At 60.9% G+C, this 23,584-nt stretch carries 18 protein-coding genes and 4 pseudogenes; 10 read left to right on the forward strand and 12 right to left on the reverse strand.

Annotation, left to right across the window (positions count from 1 at the left end; all coding sequences use genetic code 11):
- Nucleotide 1: 1 nt before the first annotated feature.
- The 7 genes and pseudogenes from AB2N04_RS09295 to AB2N04_RS09325 all read left to right on the forward strand — a co-directional run bounded on the left by AB2N04_RS09295 (nt 2) and on the right by AB2N04_RS09325 (nt 8,796).
- Complete coding sequence (locus AB2N04_RS09295; protein WP_367718507.1) at nt 2-2,641, forward strand: dipeptide ABC transporter ATP-binding protein; 2,640 nt, start codon at nt 2-4, stop codon at nt 2,639-2,641.
- 95 nt (nt 2,642-2,736) lie between these two features.
- Nucleotides 2,737-3,696 (forward strand): peptidase inhibitor family I36 protein, encoded by a 960-nt coding sequence (locus tag AB2N04_RS09300; RefSeq protein ID WP_367718508.1) that lies wholly within the window; start codon nt 2,737-2,739, stop codon nt 3,694-3,696.
- A gap of 193 nt (nt 3,697-3,889) precedes the next feature.
- The gene (locus AB2N04_RS09305; RefSeq protein ID WP_367718509.1) at nt 3,890-5,242 is read left to right on the forward strand and encodes an NAD(P)-dependent oxidoreductase; all 1,353 of its coding nucleotides are present in this window, start codon (nt 3,890-3,892) and stop codon (nt 5,240-5,242) included.
- A gap of 14 nt (nt 5,243-5,256) precedes the next feature.
- Nucleotides 5,257-6,567, forward strand: a complete 1,311-nt coding sequence (gene preA, locus AB2N04_RS09310; protein WP_367718510.1) for an NAD-dependent dihydropyrimidine dehydrogenase subunit PreA — start codon at nt 5,257-5,259, stop codon at nt 6,565-6,567.
- A 189-nt stretch (nt 6,568-6,756) separates the two neighbouring features.
- Nucleotides 6,757-7,255: pseudogene (locus tag AB2N04_RS09315) on the forward strand (Rrf2 family transcriptional regulator).
- A 28-nt stretch (nt 7,256-7,283) separates the two neighbouring features.
- Nucleotides 7,284-7,751, forward strand: a complete 468-nt coding sequence (locus AB2N04_RS09320; protein WP_367718511.1) for a carboxymuconolactone decarboxylase family protein — start codon at nt 7,284-7,286, stop codon at nt 7,749-7,751.
- 112 nt (nt 7,752-7,863) lie between these two features.
- Nucleotides 7,864-8,796 carry a DMT family transporter gene (locus AB2N04_RS09325; RefSeq protein ID WP_367718512.1) on the forward strand — a complete coding sequence of 311 codons (933 nt, stop codon included), beginning with the start codon at nt 7,864-7,866 and terminating at the stop codon, nt 8,794-8,796.
- Nucleotides 8,797-8,798: 2 nt separating this feature from the next.
- Here AB2N04_RS09325 and AB2N04_RS09330 read toward each other — a convergent pair whose 3' ends face one another.
- The 4 genes and pseudogenes from AB2N04_RS09330 to paaI all read right to left on the reverse strand — a co-directional run.
- Nucleotides 8,799-9,680: a PaaX family transcriptional regulator C-terminal domain-containing protein gene (locus tag AB2N04_RS09330; protein WP_367718513.1), complete on the reverse strand. Its 882-nt coding sequence runs from the start codon at nt 9,678-9,680 to the stop codon at nt 8,799-8,801.
- Between the two features lie 40 nt (nt 9,681-9,720).
- Nucleotides 9,721-10,317 carry a TetR/AcrR family transcriptional regulator gene (locus AB2N04_RS09335; protein ID WP_367718514.1) on the reverse strand — a complete coding sequence of 199 codons (597 nt, stop codon included), beginning with the start codon at nt 10,315-10,317 and terminating at the stop codon, nt 9,721-9,723.
- 43 nt (nt 10,318-10,360) lie between these two features.
- Nucleotides 10,361-11,671, reverse strand: a complete 1,311-nt coding sequence (gene paaK, locus AB2N04_RS09340) for a phenylacetate--CoA ligase PaaK (RefSeq protein WP_367718515.1) — start codon at nt 11,669-11,671, stop codon at nt 10,361-10,363.
- A gap of 22 nt (nt 11,672-11,693) precedes the next feature.
- Nucleotides 11,694-12,128: pseudogene (gene paaI, locus AB2N04_RS09345) on the reverse strand (hydroxyphenylacetyl-CoA thioesterase PaaI); the annotation flags it as partial.
- A 115-nt stretch (nt 12,129-12,243) separates the two neighbouring features.
- Between paaI and AB2N04_RS09350 the strand changes: the two are divergent.
- A complete protein-coding gene (locus AB2N04_RS09350) occupies nt 12,244-13,482 on the forward strand; it encodes a cytochrome P450 (protein ID WP_367718516.1) in 1,239 nt (412 codons plus the stop codon).
- Nucleotides 13,483-13,500: 18 nt separating this feature from the next.
- Nucleotides 13,501-15,531: a phenylacetic acid degradation bifunctional protein PaaZ gene (gene paaZ, locus AB2N04_RS09355; protein ID WP_367718517.1), complete on the forward strand. Its 2,031-nt coding sequence runs from the start codon at nt 13,501-13,503 to the stop codon at nt 15,529-15,531.
- Nucleotides 15,532-15,638: 107 nt separating this feature from the next.
- Here the strand turns inward: paaZ and AB2N04_RS09360 are convergent, their stop codons facing one another.
- The 5 genes and pseudogenes from AB2N04_RS09360 to pobA all read right to left on the reverse strand — a co-directional run bounded on the left by AB2N04_RS09360 (nt 15,639) and on the right by pobA (nt 19,691).
- A complete protein-coding gene (locus AB2N04_RS09360) occupies nt 15,639-16,703 on the reverse strand; it encodes a 3-carboxy-cis,cis-muconate cycloisomerase (RefSeq protein ID WP_367718518.1) in 1,065 nt (354 codons plus the stop codon).
- Nucleotides 16,704-16,749: 46 nt separating this feature from the next.
- Nucleotides 16,750-17,364, reverse strand: coding sequence for a protocatechuate 3,4-dioxygenase subunit alpha (pcaG, locus tag AB2N04_RS09365; RefSeq protein WP_367718519.1), 615 nt, complete (start codon nt 17,362-17,364; stop codon nt 16,750-16,752).
- Complete coding sequence (pcaH, locus tag AB2N04_RS09370) at nt 17,364-18,104, reverse strand: protocatechuate 3,4-dioxygenase subunit beta (RefSeq protein ID WP_367718520.1); 741 nt, start codon at nt 18,102-18,104, stop codon at nt 17,364-17,366. Before pcaH ends, pcaG begins: the two co-directional genes overlap by 1 nt.
- Nucleotides 18,101-18,500 (reverse strand): annotated as a pseudogene (pcaC, locus tag AB2N04_RS09375) (4-carboxymuconolactone decarboxylase). The gene pcaH and the pseudogene pcaC overlap by 4 nt, the downstream one beginning before the upstream one ends.
- Nucleotides 18,501-18,518: 18 nt before the next feature.
- Nucleotides 18,519-19,691 carry a 4-hydroxybenzoate 3-monooxygenase gene (pobA, locus tag AB2N04_RS09380; protein WP_367718521.1) on the reverse strand — a complete coding sequence of 391 codons (1,173 nt, stop codon included), beginning with the start codon at nt 19,689-19,691 and terminating at the stop codon, nt 18,519-18,521.
- A gap of 229 nt (nt 19,692-19,920) precedes the next feature.
- Here pobA and AB2N04_RS09385 point away from each other — a divergent pair, with 229 nt between their 5' ends.
- On the forward strand, nt 19,921-20,703 hold the full coding sequence (locus AB2N04_RS09385; RefSeq protein WP_367718522.1) for a helix-turn-helix domain-containing protein: 783 nt from the start codon (nt 19,921-19,923) through the stop codon (nt 20,701-20,703).
- 9 nt (nt 20,704-20,712) lie between these two features.
- On the opposite strand, the gene AB2N04_RS09390 is transcribed toward AB2N04_RS09385, so the two are convergent.
- The 3 genes and pseudogenes from AB2N04_RS09390 to AB2N04_RS09400 form a co-directional block, all read right to left on the reverse strand.
- On the reverse strand, nt 20,713-21,696 hold the full coding sequence (locus tag AB2N04_RS09390; RefSeq protein WP_367718523.1) for an ABC transporter substrate-binding protein: 984 nt from the start codon (nt 21,694-21,696) through the stop codon (nt 20,713-20,715).
- Between the two features lie 45 nt (nt 21,697-21,741).
- Nucleotides 21,742-22,602: an ABC transporter permease gene (locus tag AB2N04_RS09395; RefSeq protein ID WP_367718524.1), complete on the reverse strand. Its 861-nt coding sequence runs from the start codon at nt 22,600-22,602 to the stop codon at nt 21,742-21,744.
- A pseudogene (locus tag AB2N04_RS09400) lies at nt 22,599-23,526 on the reverse strand (ABC transporter permease). Before AB2N04_RS09400 ends, AB2N04_RS09395 begins: the two are co-directional and overlap by 4 nt.
- Nucleotides 23,527-23,584 lie beyond the last annotated feature (58 nt).

Below are 23,584 nucleotides of genomic sequence, written 5' to 3' on the forward strand. Positions count from 1 at the left end.
GATGAACACTGAGAGCGACGCCATGAACGAAGCCATCAGCATCACACGCGGCCACAAAAGCGGCGAGCCGATCCTGGAGATTGAAAACCTTTCCATCTCCTTCTTCACGCGCGCCGGCGAAATCCCGGCGGTGATGGATTTTTCCTGCGAGGTCATGCCCGGCGAGGCGATGGGCATTGTGGGGGAATCGGGCTGCGGCAAGTCGACCGTTTCACTCGGCATCATGCGCGATCTTTCCAATGTCGGGCAGATCGTCGGCGGACGCATCAGGTTCAAGGGCCGCGACATGGCGGAGATGAGCGAGGAGGAGCTTCGCCAGATCCGCGGCAACGAGATCGCCATGATCTATCAGGAGCCGATGGCGAGCCTCAACCCGGCCATGAAGATCGGCCAGCAGCTCATGGAAGTGCCGCTCATCCACGACAAAGTCTCGAGGGACGAGGCGTGGCGCCGGGCGCTGGAGATGGTCGAGGCGGTGCGGCTGCCTGATCCTGAACGCATGATGCGGTCTTATCCCCACCAGCTTTCGGGCGGACAGCAGCAGCGCATCGTGATCGCCATGGCGCTTCTGTCGAAGCCGGCACTGCTTCTGCTCGACGAGCCCACGACAGCGCTCGACGTGACGGTGGAGGCGGGCATCGTCGAACTGGTTAAGGGGCTGGGCAAGAAATACGGCACGTCGATGATCTTCGTGTCGCACAATCTCGGTCTTATCCTGGAGACCTGCGACCGTGTAACCGTAATGTATTCAGGCGAGGCGGTGGAGATGGGCCGCGTCGAAGACGTGTTCGACCGGATGCGCCATCCCTATACGCAGGGGCTCTTCCGCTCCATTCCGCTGCCGGGTGCCGACAAGAATGAGAGGCCCCTGATTGCCATCCCCGGCCAGTTGCCGCTGCCGCATGAGCGCCCGAAGGGCTGCAATTTCGGCCCGCGCTGCCAGCATTTCAAGGAAGGTCTCTGCGATGCCGGAGAGGTGCCCATGCTGCCGGTCGAAGGGCATGAGCGGCACCATTCCCGCTGCCTGCGTTTTGATGAGATCGACTGGAATGCGCTGCCGGAAGGCGCGCTGGAAGACAAGGAACCGATCGCACCCGGCAAGCCGATGCTGCGCATCGAAAATCTGAAGAAATATTATCACGTGGCTGCCAACAGCATTTTCGGCGGCGGTGACACCAAGACCGTCAAGGCCAATGAGCAGATCAGCTTCGAGGCGCGAGAATCCGAAACGGTGGCGATAGTGGGCGAATCCGGCTGCGGAAAATCGACTCTCGCCAAGGTGCTTCTCGGGCTGGAAACGGCAACGGATGGCGAAGTGGTGCTCGAAAACGAGCCCATTCAGTCTACGCCTGTCGAAGACCGGGATACAGGCACAGTGGCCGGTATCCAGATGGTGTTTCAAAACCCGTTCGATACACTCAATCCCAGCCATTCGGTTGGTTCGCAGATCGTGCGCACGCTGGAAAAATTCAACATTGGCAACACGCTGGCCGACCGAAAGCAGCGCATGCTGGAACTGCTTGATCTCGTAAAACTGCCACGCGCCTTTGCAGATCGCATGCCGCGCCAGCTATCGGGCGGGCAGAAGCAGCGCATCGGCGTTGCCCGCGCCTTCGCCGGCAATGCCAAGGTGGTGGTGGCGGATGAGCCCGTCTCCGCGCTCGATGTTTCCGTGCAGGCGGCGGTGACCGAACTGTTGATGGACATTCAGCGCAAGAACAAGACCACCATGCTGTTCATCAGCCACGATCTGTCCGTGGTGCGCTATCTGGCCGACCGGGTTGTGGTCATGTATCTCGGCCATATCGTGGAGCAGGGGACGACCGATCAGATCTTCGCGCCGCCCTATCACCCCTATACGGAAGCGCTCCTTTCGGCGATCCCGATTGCCGATACGTCTGTCCGCAAGAAGCATATCGTGCTTGAAGGCGACATTCCCTCGGCCATGAACCCGCCATCCGGCTGTCCGTTCCAGACGCGATGCCGTTACAAGGACCAGGTGCCAGGCGGCAAATGCGAGCGCGAGGTGCCGCCGCTGAAGGATCTGGGCGAGGGACATTTCAGCCTTTGCTGGCTGGGTGACGAAACGTTGAAATCCATGGAACCGGTGATCAGTTTCGATGCGCCGCGGAAAACCGCCAAACCCGCGCGCCGGCAGGGGAAGGCGAAGGCGGCCAGTCAGAAACCGAAGGCAAAGGGCGAAATCCGGCCGATAGCCGGGGGGCGAAAACCCGTCAGGGCTTCCGCGGCGGGCCTGTCGGCGGTGCCGGGCTCTTCCTCGCCGAAACGGGTACAGGCCGAAGCGGGGGCAGGGCGTCAGGCCACATCCACCCGCGTGAAGCCGGCAACTGCAAAGACGGCGAAAGACGCGCGACCCGCCCGCATCCGCAAGCCCGCAAAACCCGATGATCTGAAGCTGATTTCCGGTGTGGGGCCGAAGCTGGAGGCGCGGCTCAATGATCTCGGTATCTACACCTTTGCGCAGATCGCAGCCTGGAAAAAGGCCGAGCGCGACTGGGTGGACGACCATCTGAGGTTCAAAGGCCGCATCGAGCGTGATGACTGGGTGAAACAGGCCAAGGCGCTCGCCAAGGGCGGTGTCGAGGAATACGTCCGGGTTTTCGGCAAGAAGCCACGCTGAAGGTTCATACCGCCAATTTTACGCGATCTTTTCTGGATGTTCCCCGGATTTTGCAGCACGTTGCTGCGGTCTGTGGGTCCACCAAGGAGAATCGCATGCCCTCTCGGTTTGTTCGCTTGCTGTCGCTGCTTTGCGTCACCATTGGCCTGTCGGGTGCCTTTGTGACCTCTTCCCAAGCACAAGGAAGCGTGCAGGCCGTCGCAACAGCCGATCTCAATATGCGCAGCGGGCCCGGAGTTCGGTACCGCGTGGTGTTTACGATCCCACGTGGCGGGCGTGTCTCGACGTTGCGCTGCACCGACCGCTATAGATGGTGTGAGGTGGGATTTGCCAGGCGTAAGGGCTGGGTCTCTGCGCGCTACCTGCGCGATAGCCGCCCGCGTTACCGAGATCGCCCGATTTCGGATATCGGCGCGGTCATCGGGCTGGAAATCTTTCGCTTCGTGCTGCGCGAAATCGAGCAGCGCGATCGGGAGAACGACTTCGAGTCCATTGGAGGAGCTGGGGGAGACCGGCGCCCGACACCTCGAAATGTCTGTTTTTACGACCGCCCGAGTTTCAAGGGGCGACGCTTTTGCGCGGGAATCGGGAAGCAGGCTCATGTTCTGATGCGCGGCTGGCGCGGGCGTGTCGCTTCAATTCGTGTAGGAAAGCGCACCTCAGTCGAGATCTGTTCGCGTCCGGGGTATGGTGGCCGGTGTTCACTTGTGACGCGCAACCTGACGTATCTCCGGCGGGGTGATGCAGTCACGTCGTTTCGTGTGCTCCGTCGCCAGCGGGGCGATGTCACCGATTTCGAGACATCACGCCGAGCGTGCTTCTTCGAGCATACAGGCTTTCGCGGTGCCGGCATCTGTTTCGATGCAGGAGACGGAGCGGTGCGCCTGCCGCGTGAGTGGAACAACCGCATCTCGTCCGTGCGTCTTGAAGGAGGCGTCGAGGCGCGTGTTTGCGAGAGAAGCAATTTCAACGGATGGTGCGAAACCATTCGGCGAGACCTGCCTCGTCTGCGCGACTACTACAATGACGAGATCAGTTCTCTGGAAGTCTACTGAGGATTTCCAGCGCTGATCTGCTGTCTGCTCGCTCCCGAACATGCCTATATGCGGTGCGAAACACATCGAATGAAATATGACGTTCGTAATCATGTTTTATTTCAACGGGTTGCGCTTCGCTGCTAAATTTGACCGATTGATAAAAAATTGAAACTGCGTTAGCCTTTTCCCAATAATAAAAGGGGAATACGGAATGGCTGATGGTCTCTATGCGGACGGCATCGCCGCCGGCCGCCTTTCCGGTGAGGAGTACGACAGGAACTTCTCCGACCTGCATCCACCGCTCGACCGCCATGAGGCGGCCGTGGAGGCGGATCGCTGTTACTTCTGTTTCGATGCGCCATGCATGACGGCGTGTCCGACATCTATCGACATACCCATGTTCATCCGCCAGATCGCCACGGACAATCCGCTGGGGTCTGCAAAAACGATCTTCGACCAGAACATTCTTGGTGGCATGTGCGCCCGCGTCTGCCCGACGGAGACGCTGTGCGAAGAAGCCTGCGTGCGCGAGGAGGCAGAGGGCAAGCCGGTGCAGATCGGTCGTCTGCAGCGCTATGCCACCGATGCGGCGATGGCGGCCGGCGCACAGTTTTATGAGCGTGCGGCATCGACGGGCAAACGCGTTGCCATCGTCGGAGCAGGGCCGGCGGGGCTTGCGTGTGCGCATCGTCTGGCCGTTCATGGTCATGACGTCACCATTTTCGAGGCAAGACCGAAGCCCGGTGGGCTCAACGAATTCGGCATTGCCGCCTACAAGACACCGGACGGGTTTGCCCAGGCCGAGGTGGATTATGTGATGGCGATTGGCGGTATCACGCTTGAGGAAGGCAAGGCGCTCGGGCGCGACTTTTCGCTCGGTGATCTCAGCCGGGATTTCGACGCTGTGTTCCTCGGCATGGGGCTCGCCGGTGTCAACGCGCTCGGTGCGGAGGGTGAAGATGTTGAAGGCGTGGAGAGTGCTGTGGACTACATCGCGCATCTGCGTCAGGCACAGGATCTCGCCAGCATGCCGGTCGGTCGCCGTGTCGTCGTGATCGGCGGCGGGATGACGGCTATCGATGCTGCCGTACAGGCGAGGCTTCTGGGCGCCGAGGAGGTCACGATCTGCTATCGTCGCGGCCAGGAGCACATGAACGCCTCGGAGTTCGAGCAGGATCTGGCCGCTTCCAAAGGTGTTGTCATCCGGCACTGGCTCCAGCCCCGGCGCATTCTTGCCGACAAGGGCAGGGTCACCGGAATCGAGCTCGAATACACGGCGCTGAAGGGCGCAAAGCTCTCTGGCACCGGCGAGACCCTCACCCTGCGCGCCGACCAGGTTTTCAAGGCCATCGGACAGTCTTTCGAGGCCGGGGTCCTGAACGGCTCCGGCACATCGATTGCGCTTGAAGGACGTCGCATCAAGGTGGATGAGGAAGGGCGTACCTCCATGCAAAAGGTCTGGGCCGGGGGCGACTGTATCGCCGGCGGCGATGATCTCACCGTTTCGGCGGTCGCGCAGGGGCGTGACGCAGCCGAGAGCATCCACCGTGCATTGGCCGGCTGAGGAGCAAGAAACCCATGGCAGACATTCGCAGCAATTTCGTTGGTATCAAGTCTCCCAATCCGTTCTGGCTTGCTTCCGCACCGCCCACCGACAAGGCCTATAATGTCGAACGCGCCTTCAAGGCGGGCTGGGGTGGTGTTGTCTGGAAGACGCTGGGCGAGGAGGGGCCACCGGTCGTCAATGTCAACGGGCCGCGCTATGGCGCGATCTGGGGCGCTGATCGCCGGCTGCTGGGCCTCAACAACATCGAGCTCATCACCGACCGCGATCTTTATCTGAACCTGCGCGAAATCAAGCAGGTGAAGAAGAACTGGCCCGATCGTGCGCTGATCGTTTCGCTTATGGTGCCCTGTGAGGAAGACGCATGGAAAGCCATTCTCCCGCTGGTGGAAGAAACGGAAGCTGATGGCATCGAGCTCAATTTCGGCTGCCCCCACGGCATGAGCGAGCGTGGCATGGGTGCTGCCGTGGGGCAGGTGCCTGAATATGTCGAGATGGTGGTGCGCTGGTGCAAGCAATATACGCGCATGCCAGTCATCACCAAGCTGACGCCCAACATCACTGATGTGCGCCAGCCGGCACGGGCTGCCCAGGCGGGTGGTACCGATGCGGTGTCGCTGATCAACACGATCAATTCGATCACGGCGGTGGACCTCGACAGTTTTGCACCGGAGCCGACTATTGACGGCAAGGGCTCTCACGGTGGTTATTGCGGCCCTGCGGTTAAACCAATCGCGCTCAACATGGTGGCTGAGATCGCGCGCGATGCCGAGACTGCCGGCCTGCCGATTTCCGGCATTGGCGGGGTCACCACATGGCGCGATGCGGCCGAGTTCCTCGCGCTGGGTGCCGGCACCGTTCAGGTCTGCACCGCCGCCATGACCTATGGCTTCAAGATCGTCGAGGAGATGATCGAAGGGCTTGAAAACTGGATGGATGTCAAGGGCCATTCCACGCTCGATGACGTGATCGGCCGGGCAACGCCCAATGTGACGGACTGGCAGTATCTCAATTTGAACTATGTCACCAAAGCACGGATCGATCAGGACAAGTGTATCAAGTGCGGACGGTGCCACATCGCCTGCGAGGACACATCCCATCAGGCGATCACCGCCATGGTGGATGGCAAGCGCCATTTCGAGGTGATCGAGGAGGAATGCGTCGGCTGCAATTTATGCGTCAATGTCTGCCCGGTGGAAGGCTGCATAGACATGGTGCCGCTGGCCGCCGGTGCTCTCGACAAGCGCACGGGTGAAAAGGTTCAGCCCGTCTATGCCAATTGGACAACGCACCCCAACAATCCTTCCAGACTGGCTGCGGAATAACCGGAGCGTAGGGCGGCATTTGCCCGCCTTACGCTTCGTCGGGATGCCCCTTTCGCGTTGATTGCACTGCGCTGCGGCATTGGCGTGAAGGAATTCGATATTCCTGTCAGGAGATGTCACGAGCGATAAATCCTGTATTGTAGATGATAAATATCGACGATATATATTATCCACAATATGGAGACAGGAATGAAACTCAGTGACGGTGTCGAGGCGGCGATCCATTGCGCCACTCTGCTTGCGCAGCTGGAAGAGGGGCGGACAATGCCCGCCGGTGCGCTGGCCGAGTATCACGGGCTTTCGCAAAGCTATCTCCTGAAACATCTCAAGCAGCTCACAGCCGCGGGGATACTGCAATCTGTACCGGGGCCGCATGGGGGATACCGCCTGGCACGCTCTGCCGATGCGGTGACACTGCTTGATGTGGTGCTGGCCATCGAGGGGCCGAAGCCCGCCTTTCGCTGTGCGGAAATTCGTCAACGCGGGCCGGGGGCTCTGGAGCCACAGGCCTATGCAAAGCCGTGTGGGATCAACAGTGCCATGTTGCGAGCCGAACAGGCCCTGGCGGGCCGAGCTTCGCAAGACGCGGCTTTCCGATGTGATTTCCGATTATGAGGCGAGCGCGGATCCCCGTTCGCTCGCCTTTGGGTGCGCCTTTGTAGAGCGCCACCAGCGCCCTCAGAGCTGAACAATTGTTACAATAAGAGGAACTTCCAATGCAGGAACGACTGAACTACGCAAAGGCAGCGCCGAAGCTGATAGGGGCGGTGCTGAACCTCAAAAAGGCGATCGACGATTCCGGGCTTGATCGAGGGCTGATCCACCTCGTCAATCTCCGCGCCTCGCAGATCAACGGGTGCAGTTACTGCGTTGACATGCACACGCGCGAAGCAAGGCGGGATGGCGAGAGCGAACAGCGTGTGCACCTGGTGTCTGCGTGGCGTGAATCTCCACTCTACACCGACCGTGAGCGTGCGGCCCTTGCATGGACCGAGCGTCTGACGAAGATTTCCGACGGACCGGTTGAGGATGGGCTCTACCAGGAGATGCTGCAGCATTTTACCGAGGAGGAACTGGTGCAGCTTTCCGTTCTGGTTGGCCTCATCAATGTATGGAACCGGATTGCCATTCCGTTCCGCTCGATTCACCCGATCATCGAAGATGATGCTCTTGCCTTAGCCTGAAAAGACTGAGCCAAAGGACGTGTTTTTGCCAGACAGCCCGGAAATCGGTTTCGATTTGCGGGCTGTTCTTTTAGGGTCAAAGCATGTTTGGGGGGATATGTTGGCTGAGAGCTTGCAAGCAAGAACGGCGCGGCGGGATGCGCATCGCACGAGTGCGACGGGCCTGCAGAAGAAGCAGGGGCATCTGGCCATGCTTGCCTTCGCAACACTGGTGGCAGGCTCCTTCTCGCTGGGCTCTCTTGCTGCGCCGCATATTGGTCCGGTGGCGCTCAATGCCGCCCGCTTTCTTATCAGCATTGTCTTTATGGCGCTGATGGTACGCCTGGTCTTACGACAGCCACTACCGTTCCCCAAAGCCCCATGGCGCTTTCTGGTGCTGGGTGGGCTGATGGCGTTCTATTTCGTCACCATGTTCATGGCGCTTGGCATGACAAGCCCGGTGTCAACCGGTGCCGTGTTCACGCTCATGCCGCTGCTCAGCGCGTTTTTTGGATTTGTCATTTTGCGGCAGGTGCCGCGCGGGCTTGTCATTCCAAGCCTCATTCTTGCAGGGCTGGGGTCAGTCTGGGTCATTTTCGACGGGGATCTGGAGGCCATGCGTCGTTTCGATCTGGGCGAGGGGGAAATGATCTTTTTCGCCGGAGTGGTCGCGCACGCCGCCTATGCTTCTCTGGTGCGGCTCTACAATCGCGGCGAACCTGTCTTTGCCTTTACCTTCTGGACGCTGCTCGCGACCGGCATACTGATCGGCCTTTACGGGGTAAGTGAAATCGCCGCGACAGACTGGTCCGCCTTACCATCCATCACCTGGATCGCGATCTTCTATCTTGCGATTTTCACAACGGCGGGTACGTTTTTCCTGCTCCAGTTCGCCGCTCTCAGGCTGCCGGCCTCCAAGGTGCTGGCCTACAATTACCTTACCCCGACACTGATCATTCTGTTCGAAGGGCTGCTCGGCCATGGCTGGGCGAGCCTCTCCGTGGTGGCAGGTGCCGTCCTCACGATCCTTGGCCTGGTGATCCTGGCACTTTCGCCTGAAGGATGAGGTCAATCGCCAAAACGACGATGGAATGTGCCTGCATCCACGAGTGGCGGCAGATTGGCCTGGTCGAGCCAGCTTTCGCTTTGAGGCAGCAGGAGTTGATAAAGATCGCGTACCAGAAGCCGCGCCTCTTCGCCCGGCCAGTCCTGTGGCAAGAGAGCCATTGGCAGGCCCGGATCGCGCAAGACGATGCGCCGCCAGTCGTGGATAAGCAGGGTGCGCGCGGCCATGGCGTCGATCGGGGTTGGAAGAGGGCGAAGGGCAAGGCTTCTGGCGAGCGGCGTGTACTCCGCAATCAGCTCACGATAGGCGCTGGCGATCTCGTCGGAGAGCCACAGGGTTCGCACCATTTCGGGGTGCTCGGCGCTTGTACCGTGGATCACAAGCATATCGCTCAGAGGCGGTTCGCTGTCCTCCTGTTTGAGTGTGCGTGGCAGAAGGTGGACGCTGTCGGCTATTCTCAGAAAGCCCTGATCCTTTAGCAGATCGTCCCGGGCTCTCCCATTGCTGCCAGGTGGGGCAATGGCGACAGTCCACGAACCGTCCCAGTCAGGCGGGCCGGCAGCATAGATGCGGCGTGTGGCCTGGTCAAAAGCATGCTGACCGTGCCTGTCGAGAGAAAAGAAGGAGTTTCGCCCACGTCTTTCGCGCACCACCCAGCCATCGCTGGCAAGCCGCGACATGGCGGTTCGCAGCGCACCTGCCTCGATGCCGAGATGCGCCATCACATTCTGCAGGCTGGATAGTGGCGCTTCGCCGCCGCGCGGGACGATCGCATCGCCAAAAAGTGTGATGACCAGCGACCAGACCCGGACGCGCCCGCGCTGATGCAGGCGATCGATCAGTCCGGCAAGGGCTGTTTCGGCTGGTTCGGTCGGCACATCCATTCGATTCAAATGCCATGGGAACGCGGGACGGGCAAGTCCGTCAGTCGAGCTGGGAGACGCCGCTCACAAGCAGATGAGTCGCGAGCCTTGCATAGTCCTGCCTCGAGATGCCGCGATCCTCGCGAAACCACATGTAGAACCAGTTGAGCATGCCGAAAAGGCTCATGGTGACCGGTTTCAAAAGCGGCCTGTTGTCAAAGGCCGCGGGATTAACCTGACGCACCGCCTCGGCGAAGATCGCCACCAATTGCCGCTCCAGCGCCTTCAGCTGTTCCTGTTGTGCCTCGGGGAGAAGCTGGAGGCCGGCAAGCTGAACGCGGTGCTCGTTGTCGGCGTCGCGATAGGCCTCGAGCAGGGCCATCACCAGCCGTTCGAGCCGTGCATGGGGCTCGGCCCCCGGATCATTCGCCTCTTCCACCGCCTCCACCAGTTCCTGAAGATGCGTTTCGATGATGTCGAAGAGCAGCGCTTCCTTGGAGGCGTAGTAATGGTAGAGGAGCGCCTTGGAGACCCCCAGTTCGGTCGCTAGCTGGTTCATCGAGGCGCGGTCATAGCCGTCACGTGCGAAAATGCGCGCAGCGCCATGCAGCATGGCATCGCGCTTGTCGTCATAGTCCTTGGCGCGGGTGCGGGCCATTAGAATCCCTTGAAACGTGGATGTGTCGGAATGACCGGCAAAGTCACTGTTTTGCTCGTTTGTCAATAATCCGCACGGCCTTGCCCTGGCTGCGGGCCACGCTGCCGGGATCGGCCGCGTGGACACGCACCGTCACGCCGACCACATCCTTGATGCGATCGCCGAGCTGGCGACAGGCGGCAAGGCGAACATCCTCTTCTGCTTCAAGCGAGGCCATCTCCACATGGATCGTCATCGCGTCCATGCGGCCTTCCTGCGTGAGCTCGATCTGGAAATGCGGTGCGAGACCGTCGATCGTGAGGATCTGTTCCTCGATCTGGGTAGGGAACACGTTCACCCCACGAAGGATCATCATGTCGTCGGAGCGTCCGGTGATCTTTTCCATGCGGCGCATGGAGCGCGCCGTACCCGGCAGCAGTCGTGTCAGATCGCGGGTGCGGTAGCGCACGATGGGGAAGGCCTCCTTGGTGAGCGAGGTGAACACGAGTTCGCCCATTTCGCCGTCCGGCAGCACTTCGCCCGTCTCGGGATTGATGATTTCAGGGTAGAAGTGGTCTTCCCAGATGTGCAGCCCGTCCTTGGTCTCCACGCATTCATTGGCCACGCCCGGGCCCATGACCTCGGACAGGCCGTAAATGTCGACGGCATGCATGTCGAATGCGTCTTCGATTTCGGCGCGCATGGCGTTGGTCCACGGCTCGGCGCCAAAAATTCCCACCTGCAGCGGGCTCTTGCGCGGGTCCAGCCCCTGTGCCCGGTATTCATCCAAGATCGAGAGCATGTAGGAGGGCGTGACCATAATGGTCTGCGCCTGAAAATCCTCGATCAGGGTGACCTGGCGTGCCGTCATGCCACCGGAGGCCGGCACAACCGTTGCGCCCAGTCGTTCCGCGCCATAATGCGCGCCAAGCCCGCCGGTGAATAACCCGTATCCATAGGCCACATGCACGACATCGCCGGGTCGTGTGCCAGATGCGCGGATCGAGCGCGCCATGACTTCCGCCCAGGTGTCGATGTCCTTTTCCGTATAGCCCACCACGGTCGGTTTGCCGGTGGTTCCGGACGAAGCATGAATGCGCACCACCTTTTCGCGCGGCACGGCGAACATGCCGAAGGGATAATTGTCTCGCAGGTCCGTTTTGACGGTGAAGGGGAATTTCGAGAGATCGGATAGCTCTTTCAGATCGTCGGGGTGAACCCCGGCAGCGTCAAAGCTCTTCCTGTAGTGCGGCACATTCTCATAGGCATGGTTCAACGACCATTTGAGGCGCACGAGCTGCAGAGCCCGGATTTCATCGCGTGAGGCGATCTCGATGGGATCCAGCTCTTCTTTTCTTGGCGTCAGATCTTTCATGTCTCTCTCCCGAACCTCTCAGGGCCTCCACCGAAAAATGCGTTCCGCTGATCACGCGGGAATTGCCACGAAATTCCGCGATCAGCCTGCCGTTCTGATTTTCAACCCGCACATCATAAATCCCGGAACGGCCGAACCGCGCAACCTCCCGAGCGACCGCCTTGAGCCGGTCGCCGAGCGCGCCGGGCGCCACGAAAGTAATGGAATTGTGTTGTGCGACAGCGATCTGGTTGTAGGAGTTGCAGGCAAAGGCAAAGGCCGAATCCGCCAGCGTGAAGATGTAGCCGCCATGGCAGATGTCGTGACCGTTGGTGTGGTGTTTCTCCACCGTCATGGAAAGGGTGGCGCTGCCCGGGCCCACTGCATCGAGGCTGCATCCCAGCCATTTGGACGCATCGTCGCGCGCCCACATCGCCTGTGCGCTGCGCTCTGCGATCTCCTGTGGAGACAGTTGCATTTGTGACATTTAGGCTCCTCCCGAGGCCGTCATTGCAATCAGACTTGCATAAACCGACCGGTCGGTCAATAATACTGTTGTAAGGAGGCGGCGGCGCCGCTTCCGGGAGGAGAGCATGACGAAAACGGCGCAAGACTTTGCGAAGCAAAGCCGGAAACTGGCGAAAGAGTTCGAATTGACGGCGCTGCCCGCGAGCTTCGTGGATGATCCGTTTCCGGTCTATCACGCGCTTCTGGAGCATGCGCCTTTGAAGCGCTTTGCCGACGGCTCCGTGATGCTGTCGCGCTATGCCGATCTTGATCGCGTGTATCGAGACACAAAAACCTTTTCATCCGACAAGAAGGCCGAGTTCCTGCCGAAATTCGGAGACACGCCGCTTTACGAGCATCACACGACAAGCCTCGTCTTCAACGATCCGCCGCTACACACGCGGGTGCGCAAGATCATGATGGGCGCGCTTACGCCGCGCGCGCTGGCAGCGCTCGAGCCGGGCCTGATCACGCTGGTCGACGGCCTGCTTGAGCGTATGGAAGAGAAGGGCGAAGTCGATCTCATTGAGGATTTCGCCGCCGCGATCCCGGTCGAGGTGATTGGAAATCTGTTCGATATTCCCCATGAGGAGCGCGAGCCGCTGCGTGACTGGTCGCTCGCCATTCTTGGTGCTCTGGAACCGGTTCTCACCGACGAACAGCTTAAATGGGGCAACACCTCCGTCACCGATTTCAAGGCGTTCCTGAAGGACATCGCCGATGACCGGCGCCGCAATCCCGGTGATCCGGCGACAGACGTCCTGACACGTCTCATCAATGGCAATGAGGGCGAAGAGCTCTCCGAAGTGGAGCTTCTGCAGAACTGCATCTTCATCCTCAACGCCGGGCACGAGACGACCACGAACCTGATTGGCAACGCCCTTTACGAGCTGTTGCAGTGGCCTGAGGAGAAGGCGCGGCTTGAAGCCGACCCGGACCTGATCGCGACGGCCGTCGATGAGTTCCTGCGCTTCCAGAGCCCCAACCAGCTTGGCAACCGCATGGCTGTCGAGCCGGTGGAGTTCCATGGCGAAACCGTGGAGCCTGGCACACCGATCCATCTATGCATTGGTGCGGCCAATCGCGACCCGCGTCAATTCGCCGATCCGGATCGGCTTGATGTGGGGCGCAGGCCCAACAGGCATCTGGCCTTTGCCGGTGGTCCTCATCTGTGCGCGGGCTTCTCGCTTGCACGCATGGAAGGACGCATCGGCATTTCGCATTTTCTCAAACGTTTCCCCGACTACCGGATGACGGGCGAGTCGGAACGCACCGGACGTGTGCGCTTTCGCGGCTTCTCCCGGCTGCCGGCGCGGGTGCGCTGATCAATAAAGGAGTTTTCCATGAGCGTGATGCGGCTTGAAAGCTATGCGGCAGGGGCGTGGGTTGCGCCCTCGGGCGATCTCAAACCCCTGCGGAGTGCGGTCACTGGCGATGTCGTTGCCGAGCTTGGTTCGCAGAAGATGGATTTCGCCCGCATGGCCGATCATGCCCGCCAGGTGGGCGGGCCGGCGCTGCGCGCGATGACGTTCCACGACCGGGCCTTCGCCATCAAGGCGCTGGCGCAGTATCTGAACGACCGCCGCGACGCGCTCTACGAGCTTTCCTATGAGACCGGCGCGACCAAGCCCGACTCGATGATCGACATCGATGGCGGCATCGGTACGCTGTTCGTCTACTCCTCCAAGGCGAGGCGCGAGCTGCCCGACGATCAGGTCTATGTGGATGGCGCGCTGGAGCAGCTTTCACGCTCCGGAAACTTCGTCGGCCAGCATGTGGCGACCCCGCTTCAGGGCGTGGCCGTTCACATCAATGCCTTCAACTTCCCCGTCTGGGGCATGCTGGAAAAGCTTGCGCCGACACTGATTGCCGGCGTTCCGGCCATCGTCAAGCCGGCCTCCGCCACCGCGTGGCTTGCCGAGGCCTGTTTTCGCATGATCGTGGAATCGGGCCTCTTTCCGGAAGGCGCGGTGCAGTTCATCGCCGGCTCCACCGGAGACCTGCTCGACCGTCTGACCGGACAGGACGTGGTGTCCTTCACCGGTTCGGCTTCCACCGCATCCATGCTTCGCGCCAATCCGAAGATCATCGGCAACTCCGTGCGCTTCGTGGCCGAGCAGGATTCGCTCAATGCCTCGGTGCTTGGGCCGGATGCAGCGCCCGGAACGCCTGAATTCGATGCCTTCATCAAGGAAGTGCACCGCGAGATGACGGCCAAGGCCGGCCAGAAATGCACCGCCGTGCGCCGTATTTTCGTGCCCGACGCGCACCGCGACGCGGTTACCGACGCGCTCATCGCCCGGCTTGAGAAGACCGTGGTCGGCAATCCGCGCAGCGAAGGCGTGCGGATGGGCGCGCTCGCAAGCCTCGCCCAGCGCGACGATGTTCTTGAGAAGGCGGGCATTCTCGCCACCGAGGCACGCCGTGTCTTTGGCGATCCGGATGCCTTTTCGGTCACCGATGCCGATGCCGCCGCGGGTGCATTTGTGCCGCCCATGCTGTTTTCCTGCGACGATCCCGATGGCGCTCAGAAGCTGCATTCGGTCGAGGCGTTTGGTCCTGTGTCCACCATCATGCCCTACCGCGATCTCGGCCATGCGCTGAAACTCGCCAATCGCGGCGAGGGCTCGCTCGTCGCCTCGGTCTTCACGCATGATCCGGCGGTTGCCCGTCAGGCGGTGCTGGAGGCGGGCGCATTCCACGGCCGGCTCTATTTCGCCAACCGCGACACCGGCAAGGAGGCAACCGGCCACGGATCGCCGCTGCCGCACATGGTGCATGGCGGTCCCGGTCGCGCCGGCGGCGGTGAAGAGCTTGGCGGGGTGCGTGGCGTGATGCACTACATGCAGCGCACCGCGATCCAGGCGAGTCCCGACCTGATCGCCGGCATCACCAATCGCTATGTGGCGGGCGCCTCGACCGAAGAGAAAGAGCCGCACCCCTTCCGCCTGACCTTTGGCGAACTGGAGCCGGGCCGTACGCTCTGGGCCGGCCCACGCGAGGTGACGCTGGCGGACATCGAGCATTTTGCCGAGTTCACCGGCGATACGTTCTACGCGCATATGGACGAGAAGGCGGCTGCCGCCAATCCGTTCTTCCCCGGCCGCGTCGCCCATGGCTATCTCATCCTGTCCTTTGCGGCAGGCATGTTCGTTGAGCCGGCGCCGGGCCCGGTTCTCGCCAATTACGGCCTCGACAATCTGCGCTTCATGAAGCCGGTTTCGCCCGGCGACACGCTGAAAGTGCGCCTCACGGTCAAGCAGAAGACGCGCCGCAAGGACGAGTATGGTGAGGTGCGCTGGGATGTCGGCGTTTACAATCAGGAAGGCGAGCAGGTTGCCGCCTACGAGCTCCTGACAATGAACGCCCTGTAGCTCCTGTAGCGGTTTGGCATTTGGACGGCACGGCGCTGCCCCTCAACCTTGCCCTCTCCCCGCGTGTGGGGGGGGGGAGAGGGCAAGGTTGAGGGGCGAGCGCCCCGCTAAACGCTCCTGGCCCTGAACGTCAGCCCGTCCACCAGGTCCGCTGCCTTGAGCAGTGCTGCACCCGTTGCGACAATCATCTGCGGCAGAAGCATCCATTCCAGCGTCCATGCCGCACCCGAGCGTTCGTTTTCATGCACCAGCGCCTGATGCATTCCGCTCACAAGCGCCCCGTTGAAGCGCGCAAGCGTCACCAGCGCTTCGGCGGCGACCGGGTTTTTCTTGTGCGGCATGGCGGAAGAGCCGCCGCCGGTCGCCAGTTCGACCTCGCCAATTTCACTCTGTGCCGCCAGAGCAATGTCCTGCCCCATCTTGCCGAGACTTCCGCTGATGAGCGATAGGACGGAGGCAAGGGCGACAATCCCGTCACGCTCACTGTGACGCGGGTGTTCGGGCAGAGCGAGCTCAAGTCTTGCAGCAAGCCGGCCCGCAACAGCCTCGCCCTTGTGGCCAAGCCTGTCGAGTGTCCCTGCTGCTCCGCCGAAATGCAGCACCGCAATCTCGTCCCGAACGGCAGCCAGCTTTTTCGTATGACGCATGAGCGGTCCGCTCCACGAGCGGATCTTGCGGGCAGCCGGGACGGGGATGGCAGCCTGCATGCGCGTGTGCGCCATGACGTCGATCTGACCGTCGCGTTCTTCCAGAGCTTCGAGGGACTGGAGGAGCCCGTCCAGCCTTCGCTCGAGAATTTCAATCGCTTCACGGGCACGGAGAGCAAAGCCGGTGTCGATCACATCCTGGCTTGTTGCACCGAAATGCAGGTGCGGACGCGTCGTTTCGGATAGGGTGGCCCGGATCTGCGATACAAGGGAGGGGATCACGACCCCGTCTTGGTTGATGCCCGCCTTCAATGCCCTGATCTCGGGGCTGAAGGTATCGAGCGAAGTGGCGATTTCTCTTGCGGCCTCGCGCGGGATGACATTTTCGTCCGCTCCCGCAAGAGCAAGCTCCGCCTCAAAATGCAGCATAGCCTCGATTTCCGCCTGCGCCGAAAAGAGCGCCGCCAATTCCTCATCGCCGAGGAGCCCGGAGAGTATGGGGTGGTCGAAGGCGGAGATGGTCATGGGTTTCTCGTGCCTGATTGACGCTCGAAGAATCGATTATGGCCGATCATATGTCGAAAAACACTGTTTCCCGTTCACCCTGGAGATGGATGTCGAAGAGATAATGCGCGCCTTCCTTCCGTGCGATCAGGGTCTCGACCCTGTTCTGATGTTCGAGGCGCGTCAGCACCGGGTCTTCGGCGTTGGCCGCTTCCTCGTCACCGAAGTAAAGGCGTGTCGCCAGCCCCAGATTGATGCCGCGGGCGACAATCCAGAGGCTGATATGCGGGGCCATCAGTCGCCCGTCGGGAAAGGGGACGCGGCCGGGCTTGATGGTCTCGATTGCGATCTCGCCGGTGTCCATGTCGGATGGAAAACGTCCCCATCCATTAAAATTCGGGTCGGCTTTGCCTCGTGTTTCGGAAGGTGAATTGTAGAGACCATCGGCATCCGCCTGCCATGTTTCCACCAAAGCGTCCCTGAGCGCCAATCCCGTTCCATCGAAAATACGCATCTTGACGGTGATGCGTTCGCCCCGCGCTTTCGCATCCACCGGCCCGGAACCCAGATCATGAGGGTAGACGCCCGCGATGCCACCGAAATTCGGCGTCAGGCCGATATGCACATAGGGGCCTGCGGTCTGCGAAGCAGTTTCCTTCAGGCGCCCGAGTTCCTGAGGCATCAATTTCCCTCCATGCGATTTTCGAACATGGTCGAACGCCGACCGCGCAGCACGATATTGAATTTGTAGGCGCGCGCGTCCATCGGCACCGCTGCCTCCATGTCCAGCGCGGCGATCAGACCCTCCACGGCCTGACGGTCCGGTATGGTGGTTACGATCGGGCAGCGCCAGATCATCGGGTCACCCTCGAAATACATCTGTGTGATCAGACGCTGGACGAAACCATCGCCGAAAACGGAAAAATGGATGTGCGCGGGGCGCCAGTCATTGATGCCGTTTGGCCAGGGGTATGCGCCGGGCATGATCGTGCGGAAAAAATAATTTCCGTTTGTATCGGTGATGGTGCGTCCGCAACCGCCGAAATTCGGATCGAGCGGTGCCAGATAACCGTCCTTTTTGTGCCGGTATCGCCCGCCGGCATTGGCTTGCCAGAACTCGACCAGCACGTTGGGCACGGGCCGGGCATTCTCGTCGAGCACCTGTCCGTAGACGATGATCCGCGAGCCGATGGCGCTTTCGCCGGGGGCGGCGAAGTTTACTGTCAGATCATTGTCCAGCGCGCCGAGAATGTCGTGTCCGAAGACGGGCCCCGTCACCTCCGAAAGCGTGTGCGGGAAGGAGACCGGTGCCCTCCGCGGCGAGCGGGCAACGGATGTCTTGTAAAGCGGGGTCAGGGCAGGCGGATGCCAGCCGCGGTCCCGCTGGAAGAAGCATTCTGCATTGTGCTGTTCGTTCTTCATGCCTTACCCTCGTCCATCTGCGCAAGTGTCTGCTTGACGATCTTGATCGCGTGATTGGCCGCCGGCACGCCGGCATAGATGGCGACGTGGAGCATGGCTTCGCGCAGGTCCTCGGCGCTGGCACCCGTGTTGGCGGTGGCGCGCACATGCAGGGCAAGTTCCTCGTCCTGTCCGAGCGCCGCCAGAAGCGCGATGGTCACCATGGAGCGTTCGCGTTTGCTCCACTCACCGCGCGACCAGACATGGCCCCAGGCCGCTTCGGTGATGAGATCCTGAAAGGGGTCGTCGAAGGCTGTCCTGCGCGCTTCGGCCCCCGTCCACCCAGGCATCGCCCAGAACGCTGCGCCGGGTTTCCATCCCCTGCCGATGGCGCTCGCTTTTTTCTTTGTCGGACATGGTTTTCTCCCTTGGTCCTCAGAACGGCAGGCCCACATAGTTCTCAGCCAGCATTGTCAATGCGGCTCGCGATTGGAAAAGATAGTCGAGTTCCGCGTGCTGTATCCTTTGCCCGAATGTACCCTGCTCGGGAAACCGATGCAGCGTACTCGTCATCCACCAGGAGAAGCGCTCCGCTTTCCAGACGCGGGCCAATGCCCTGTTGGAGTAGTCGTTCAAGCCGGCAGAGGATTTTTCGAGATAAAATTCCTGAAGCGCATCAAAGAGATAGCGAACGTCGCTCGCAGCGAGATTCAAGCCCTTCGCGCCGGTGGGCGGAACGATGTGGGCGGCATCGCCGGCGAGGAACAGTCGGCCAAAGCGCATCGGTTCAGCCACGAAGGAGCGCAGGGGAGCGATGGATTTTTCGATCGAGGGGCCGGTGATCATAGCTTCGGCCGTGCGCCCCGGCAGGCGGTTTCGTATCTCATCCCAGAAGCGCTCGTCGGACCAGTCCTCCACCCGCTCCTCAGCGCCGACCTGAACGTAGTAGCGGCTGCGCGTCTTTGAGCGCATGGAGCAGAGCGCGAAGCCACGCGGATGATTGGCGTAGATCAGTTCCTCGCCCACCGGTGGTACATCGGCAATGATGCCCAGCCAGCCAAAGGGGTAGATCCGCTCGAAGGTTTCGATGGCGGCTTCCGGTACCGATTTGCGAGAAACGCCATGGAAGCCATCGCAACCGGCAACGAAATCGCAATCGATGCGATGGGTCTTTCCATCTTTCTCATAGGTCACAAAGGGACGTTCGCCGTCGAAATCATGCGGCTGGACGTTTTCAGCTTCATAGATGGAGACAGCGTTTGACGCCTCCCGTCCGTCCATCAGATCGTGGGTGACTTCGGTCTGCCCGTAAACAAGCACGCGCTTGCCACCGGTGAGGTCGTGCAGGTCGACACGGTGGCGGCGATTGTCGAAGGCGAGGTCAAACCCGTCATGCGGCAGACCTTCGCGGCGCATGCGCTGTCCGACGCCCGCTTCGTCCAGCATCGCGGCGGTGCCTTCCTCCAGCACCCCGGCACGAATGCGTGACAGAACGTGCGCTTTCGATGCCCGCTCCAGAACGACATTGTCGATGCCCGCATTGGTCAGAAGCTGCCCGAGCAGCAGGCCTGCCGGGCCCGAGCCGATGATCACGACCTGAGTTCGCACGCTGATTGTTCCTCCCTCAGTGAGACAGAGTGAAAACTCCCGTGCGCTTCGACAATGGACATTCGCCGCAAAGAATTGCACTTTTCGATCATCCTTCGAGGAGGGGGTGATGCGCTCCAGGATACCGAATTTCCGACTTTATGAAGAAAAATCAGATGAATCGTCTGATTTCTGGCTTCATTGCGAAGCCCTTTCTGCGCGAAGCGGGCTGCACAATTGGGAGATTGATGTGCATCGCCACAATGCGCTTTTCCAGATTTTCTGGATGGCCGAAGGGGCAGGGGAGCTCATCGGCGACGGAATTGCGGAAACGCCGTTTTCCGCGCCCTGTGGGCTCTTCATTCCTCCGGGGGCTGCGCATGGGTTTCGCTTTGCCCGCGGCTCTGAAGGCATTGTCGCGACGGTTCTTGCCGATCGACTGGCCCTGCCAGGCGGGAGCGACCGAGCCTTGGCCGAGTTTCTGTCGCACACACGCATCGTGACGCTCGACCGTGCCGTTGCTGGCGAGAGTGAATGCCTTCACCGTCTGTTTCATCGTTTGCTTGAGGAAAACGGCAGGCACGGCGGTGTCGGCCGGGATCTGATGCTTGATGTACACGTCATCGAGATATTGGTTCGGCTGGCAAGGGTGAGGGTGCGCTCGTCCACGCAGGAATTGCAGAAACGGGGCACCACGGACAGCCGAAGGGGGCAGGCACTGGAAACGCTGATGGCTGCACATTTCCGCGAGCACCGCCCGGTCGCGTTTTATGCCGATAAACTGGGTGTATCGGTCGCTCACCTCAATCGCATAGCGCGGCAGGAGGCGGGGGCGAGCGTTTCGCAGTTGCTGGCGCGCCGCCTTATCGATGCGGCGCGCCGTGACCTGATCTTCACCCCTACCCCGATCAAGGCCATAGCCTATTCTCTGGGGTTTCAGGATCCGGCCTATTTCAACCGTTTCTTCCGTCGGCAGTCCGGCACCACCCCCGGGGCCTATCGCGAGGTGGAACGGCGCAGGCTTACGGCCTGACTCCAGTCTTCACATCGCCTTTTTGGAAACCTCATGGGTGAAGGCTCCCTCTGGCTCCTTCGTGATCACGGGGTCGGATCCGCCCTGCAGCAGCGTCTCCACGGTCTGCTGGTAGGCGGCCTCATCCAGCGTGGCATCTTCACCCAGAAGCTTGGCGATTTCGCCCATCATGCGCGTCTGGTGTTTTTCGGTCTGGGCACCGGTCGCGTCATTGTCGAGCACGATCATCGCTGCCTCTTCCGGGTTGTCCTTCGCCCACATCCACCCCTTCATCGAGGCTTTAACGAAGCGCGCCATCTTATCCACAAATTCTGGGTCCTGAAGCCTGTCTTCCAGCACATAGAGCCCGTCTTCCAGCGTGGCCACGCCTTCGTCGGTGTAGTTGAACACCACGATGTCGTCTTCGCTCAGTCCGGCATCGATTACCTGCCAGTATTCATTGTAGGTCATGGCGGTGATGCAGTCGGCCTGCTTCTGCAAAAGCGGGTCGACATTGAAACCGATCTTCTGAATGGTCACTCCATCTTCGGAGCCATCGCGCGGCAGGTCGAGCTTCGAGAGCCAGCTATAGAGCGGATACTCATTGCCGAAGAACCAGGTGCCGAGCGTCTTGCCCTTGAAGTCTTCCGGTTTTTCGATGCCGGTCTCCCTGCGGCAGACCATGGTGAGGCCCGAGCGTGCGAAGGGCTGGGCGATGTTCACCACGGGAACGCCTTTCTCGCGTGCGGCCAGCGCTGAGGGGAGCCAGTCCACCATCACATCCGCGCCGCCGCCGGCCAGCACCTGCACTGGCGCAATGTCGGGGCCGCCGGGCTTGATCTCGACGTTAAGGTCTTCTTCTTCATAGAAGCCCTGATCCTTGGCGACATAGTATCCCGCGAATTGCGCCTGCGTCACCCATTTCAGCTGCAGGGTCACATCGTCTGCGGCCATTGACTGCGAGGCGGTGAGCATAAGCGCACCGGATAAAAGGCCTTTCACTGCGTGTTTCATTTTCGCTTCCCTCTTTGATTGGGCCGCCGTTCTCCACGCGGCCGGTTATCCACTCCTCATGGATGGATGCCAGAAGGTGACGGCGCGTTCCAGAAGCGCCACCGCACCGTAAAAAAGTGAGCCAGCCAAAGCGGCAATCGCGATTTCGGCCCACACCATGTCAATGTTCATACGCCCCACCTCGGTGGAGATGCGGAAACCCATACCCACAATGGGGGTGCCGAAGAATTCGGCGACGATGGCACCGATCAGCGCCAGCGTTGAGTTGATCTTCAGCGCATTGAAGATAAAGGGTGCTGCCGCTGGAAGCCGCAGTTTGAACAGTGTCTGCCAGTATGAGGATGCATAGGTGCGCATGAGATCGCGGTCGATGGCGGAAGACGCTGAAAGCCCCTCGACCGTGTTCACCAGCATGGGAAAGAAGGTCATGATGATCACGACCGCCGCCTTGGAGGGCCAGTCAAAGCCGAACCACATGACCATGATCGGCGCGACGCCGATGATCGGCAGTGCGGAGACAAAATTGCCCAAGGGCAAAAGGCCGCGCTGCAGGAAGGGCGAGCGATCGATGGCGATGGCCGTCAGGAACCCCGTGCCACAACCAATCGCATAGCCGATCAGCACGGCCTTAAGGAAGGTCTGCTGGAAATCGGCCCACAGGGTTGGCAGGGACGATGTGATGCGCGCCCAGATGGCGCTCGGTGGTGTCAGGAGCACGGGCGATATGTTGAAGCCGTGCACCAGCCCTTCCCAGACCACCAGTAGCGTTATGCCGAAAATGGCTGGGATCAGAAGGCCGAGCGCGCGCCTTGCCTGTGGCGAGCGTGGGTTCAGCCGCGCGAGCCATTCGTTCAGGGTCCATGCGGCAGCCCAGAAAAGAAGCGCTCCGGTGAGGGCCCAGTTCATGGCTTTTCTCCCATGCGCGCCATCACCATGCGCTGGCCGACGCCCACGAGCCCGACCAGCACGGCAGCTAGGGCTGCGGCCATGAAGAGAGCCGACCAGATCTGCACTGTCTGGCCGTAATAGGAGCCGGCCAGAAGCCGCGCGCCGAGGCCGGAAACCGCACCTGTCGGCAGTTCGCCGACGATTGCCCCCACAAGGCTGATTGCCACGGCCACCTTCATTGAGGTGAAAAGATAGGGGAGGGCGGCTGGCCATCGCAGTTTCCAGAAGGTCTGTGCGCCGCTCGCATTGTAGGTCCGCATCAGGTCGAGTTGAAAGGCTTCCGGGCTGCGGAAACCCTTCACCATGCCCACGACCACGGGAAAGAAGGAGAGATAGGTGGAGATCAGCGCCTTTGGCAGAAGGCCTGACAGGGCCGATGGCGTTCAGCACCACGATGATCATCGGCGCGACCGCGAGGATCGGGATCGTCTGACTGGCAATGACCCAGGGCATGACGGATTTGTCCATTGCCCGATTGTGCACGATACCAACGGCCAAAAACACGCCGAGCGCGGTGCCGATCACGAAGCCGAGCAGGGTGGAGGAAAGGGTGATCCAGGCGTGATAGAACAGGTTGCGCTTGGAGGTGAGACGCGTTCCGACCGTGGTTTTCCAGATTTCCGCCACCACCTGATGCGGCGAGGGCAGCACCGGCCGCTCCTGGGCCATCGTATCGCGCACGAGATCGGCGGCTGTCCATTCCGTCCCCGCCCGTTCATAGGCGTCCATCTGCCAAGGCGCGTTCAGGTAGACGGTGAACGCATACCAGATCAGGATTATGACCCCGAGCACGATCAGGATCGGTAGTGTCTTGCCTTCCGCCGCGCGTCGGAAGACGGGCGTTTTGGTGCGGGTCGGGGCTGTGTCCGTCGCCGCCGTCATGGTGTCACCATTGGGGCGGCGTGCTCGCCCCTCATCCTCACCTTCTCCCCGCAGGCGG

Origin of the sequence: Nitratireductor sp. GISD-1A_MAKvit (assembly GCF_040819555.1) — a bacterium.
In the GTDB taxonomy this organism is placed as follows: Bacteria; Pseudomonadota; Alphaproteobacteria; order Rhizobiales; family Rhizobiaceae; genus Nitratireductor.

What these genes read in the sequence shown, in the direction of transcription:
- AB2N04_RS09320 (WP_367718511.1), top strand. Translation starts at nt 7,284, where the DNA reads ATGCAGGAACGACTGAACTACGCAAAGGCAGCGCCGAAGCTGATAGGG.
- pcaG (WP_367718519.1), bottom strand. Translation starts at nt 17,364, where the DNA reads ATGCCTCAGGAACTCGGGCGCCTGAAGGAAACTGCTTCGCAGACCGCA.
- AB2N04_RS09330 (WP_367718513.1), bottom strand. Translation starts at nt 9,680, where the DNA reads ATGGATGTGCCGACCGAACCAGCCGAAACAGCCCTTGCCGGACTGATC.
- AB2N04_RS09350 (WP_367718516.1), top strand. Translation starts at nt 12,244, where the DNA reads ATGACGAAAACGGCGCAAGACTTTGCGAAGCAAAGCCGGAAACTGGCG.
- AB2N04_RS09300 (WP_367718508.1), top strand. Translation starts at nt 2,737, where the DNA reads ATGCCCTCTCGGTTTGTTCGCTTGCTGTCGCTGCTTTGCGTCACCATT.
- preA (WP_367718510.1), top strand. Translation starts at nt 5,257, where the DNA reads ATGGCAGACATTCGCAGCAATTTCGTTGGTATCAAGTCTCCCAATCCG.
- pcaH (WP_367718520.1), bottom strand. Translation starts at nt 18,104, where the DNA reads ATGAAGAACGAACAGCACAATGCAGAATGCTTCTTCCAGCGGGACCGC.
- paaZ (WP_367718517.1), top strand. Translation starts at nt 13,501, where the DNA reads ATGAGCGTGATGCGGCTTGAAAGCTATGCGGCAGGGGCGTGGGTTGCG.
- AB2N04_RS09335 (WP_367718514.1), bottom strand. Translation starts at nt 10,317, where the DNA reads ATGGCCCGCACCCGCGCCAAGGACTATGACGACAAGCGCGATGCCATG.
- AB2N04_RS09395 (WP_367718524.1), bottom strand. Translation starts at nt 22,602, where the DNA reads ATGAACTGGGCCCTCACCGGAGCGCTTCTTTTCTGGGCTGCCGCATGG.
- AB2N04_RS09295 (WP_367718507.1), top strand. Translation starts at nt 2, where the DNA reads ATGAACACTGAGAGCGACGCCATGAACGAAGCCATCAGCATCACACGC.
- AB2N04_RS09390 (WP_367718523.1), bottom strand. Translation starts at nt 21,696, where the DNA reads ATGAAACACGCAGTGAAAGGCCTTTTATCCGGTGCGCTTATGCTCACC.
- paaK (WP_367718515.1), bottom strand. Translation starts at nt 11,671, where the DNA reads ATGAAAGATCTGACGCCAAGAAAAGAAGAGCTGGATCCCATCGAGATC.
- AB2N04_RS09305 (WP_367718509.1), top strand. Translation starts at nt 3,890, where the DNA reads ATGGCTGATGGTCTCTATGCGGACGGCATCGCCGCCGGCCGCCTTTCC.
- AB2N04_RS09360 (WP_367718518.1), bottom strand. Translation starts at nt 16,703, where the DNA reads ATGACCATCTCCGCCTTCGACCACCCCATACTCTCCGGGCTCCTCGGC.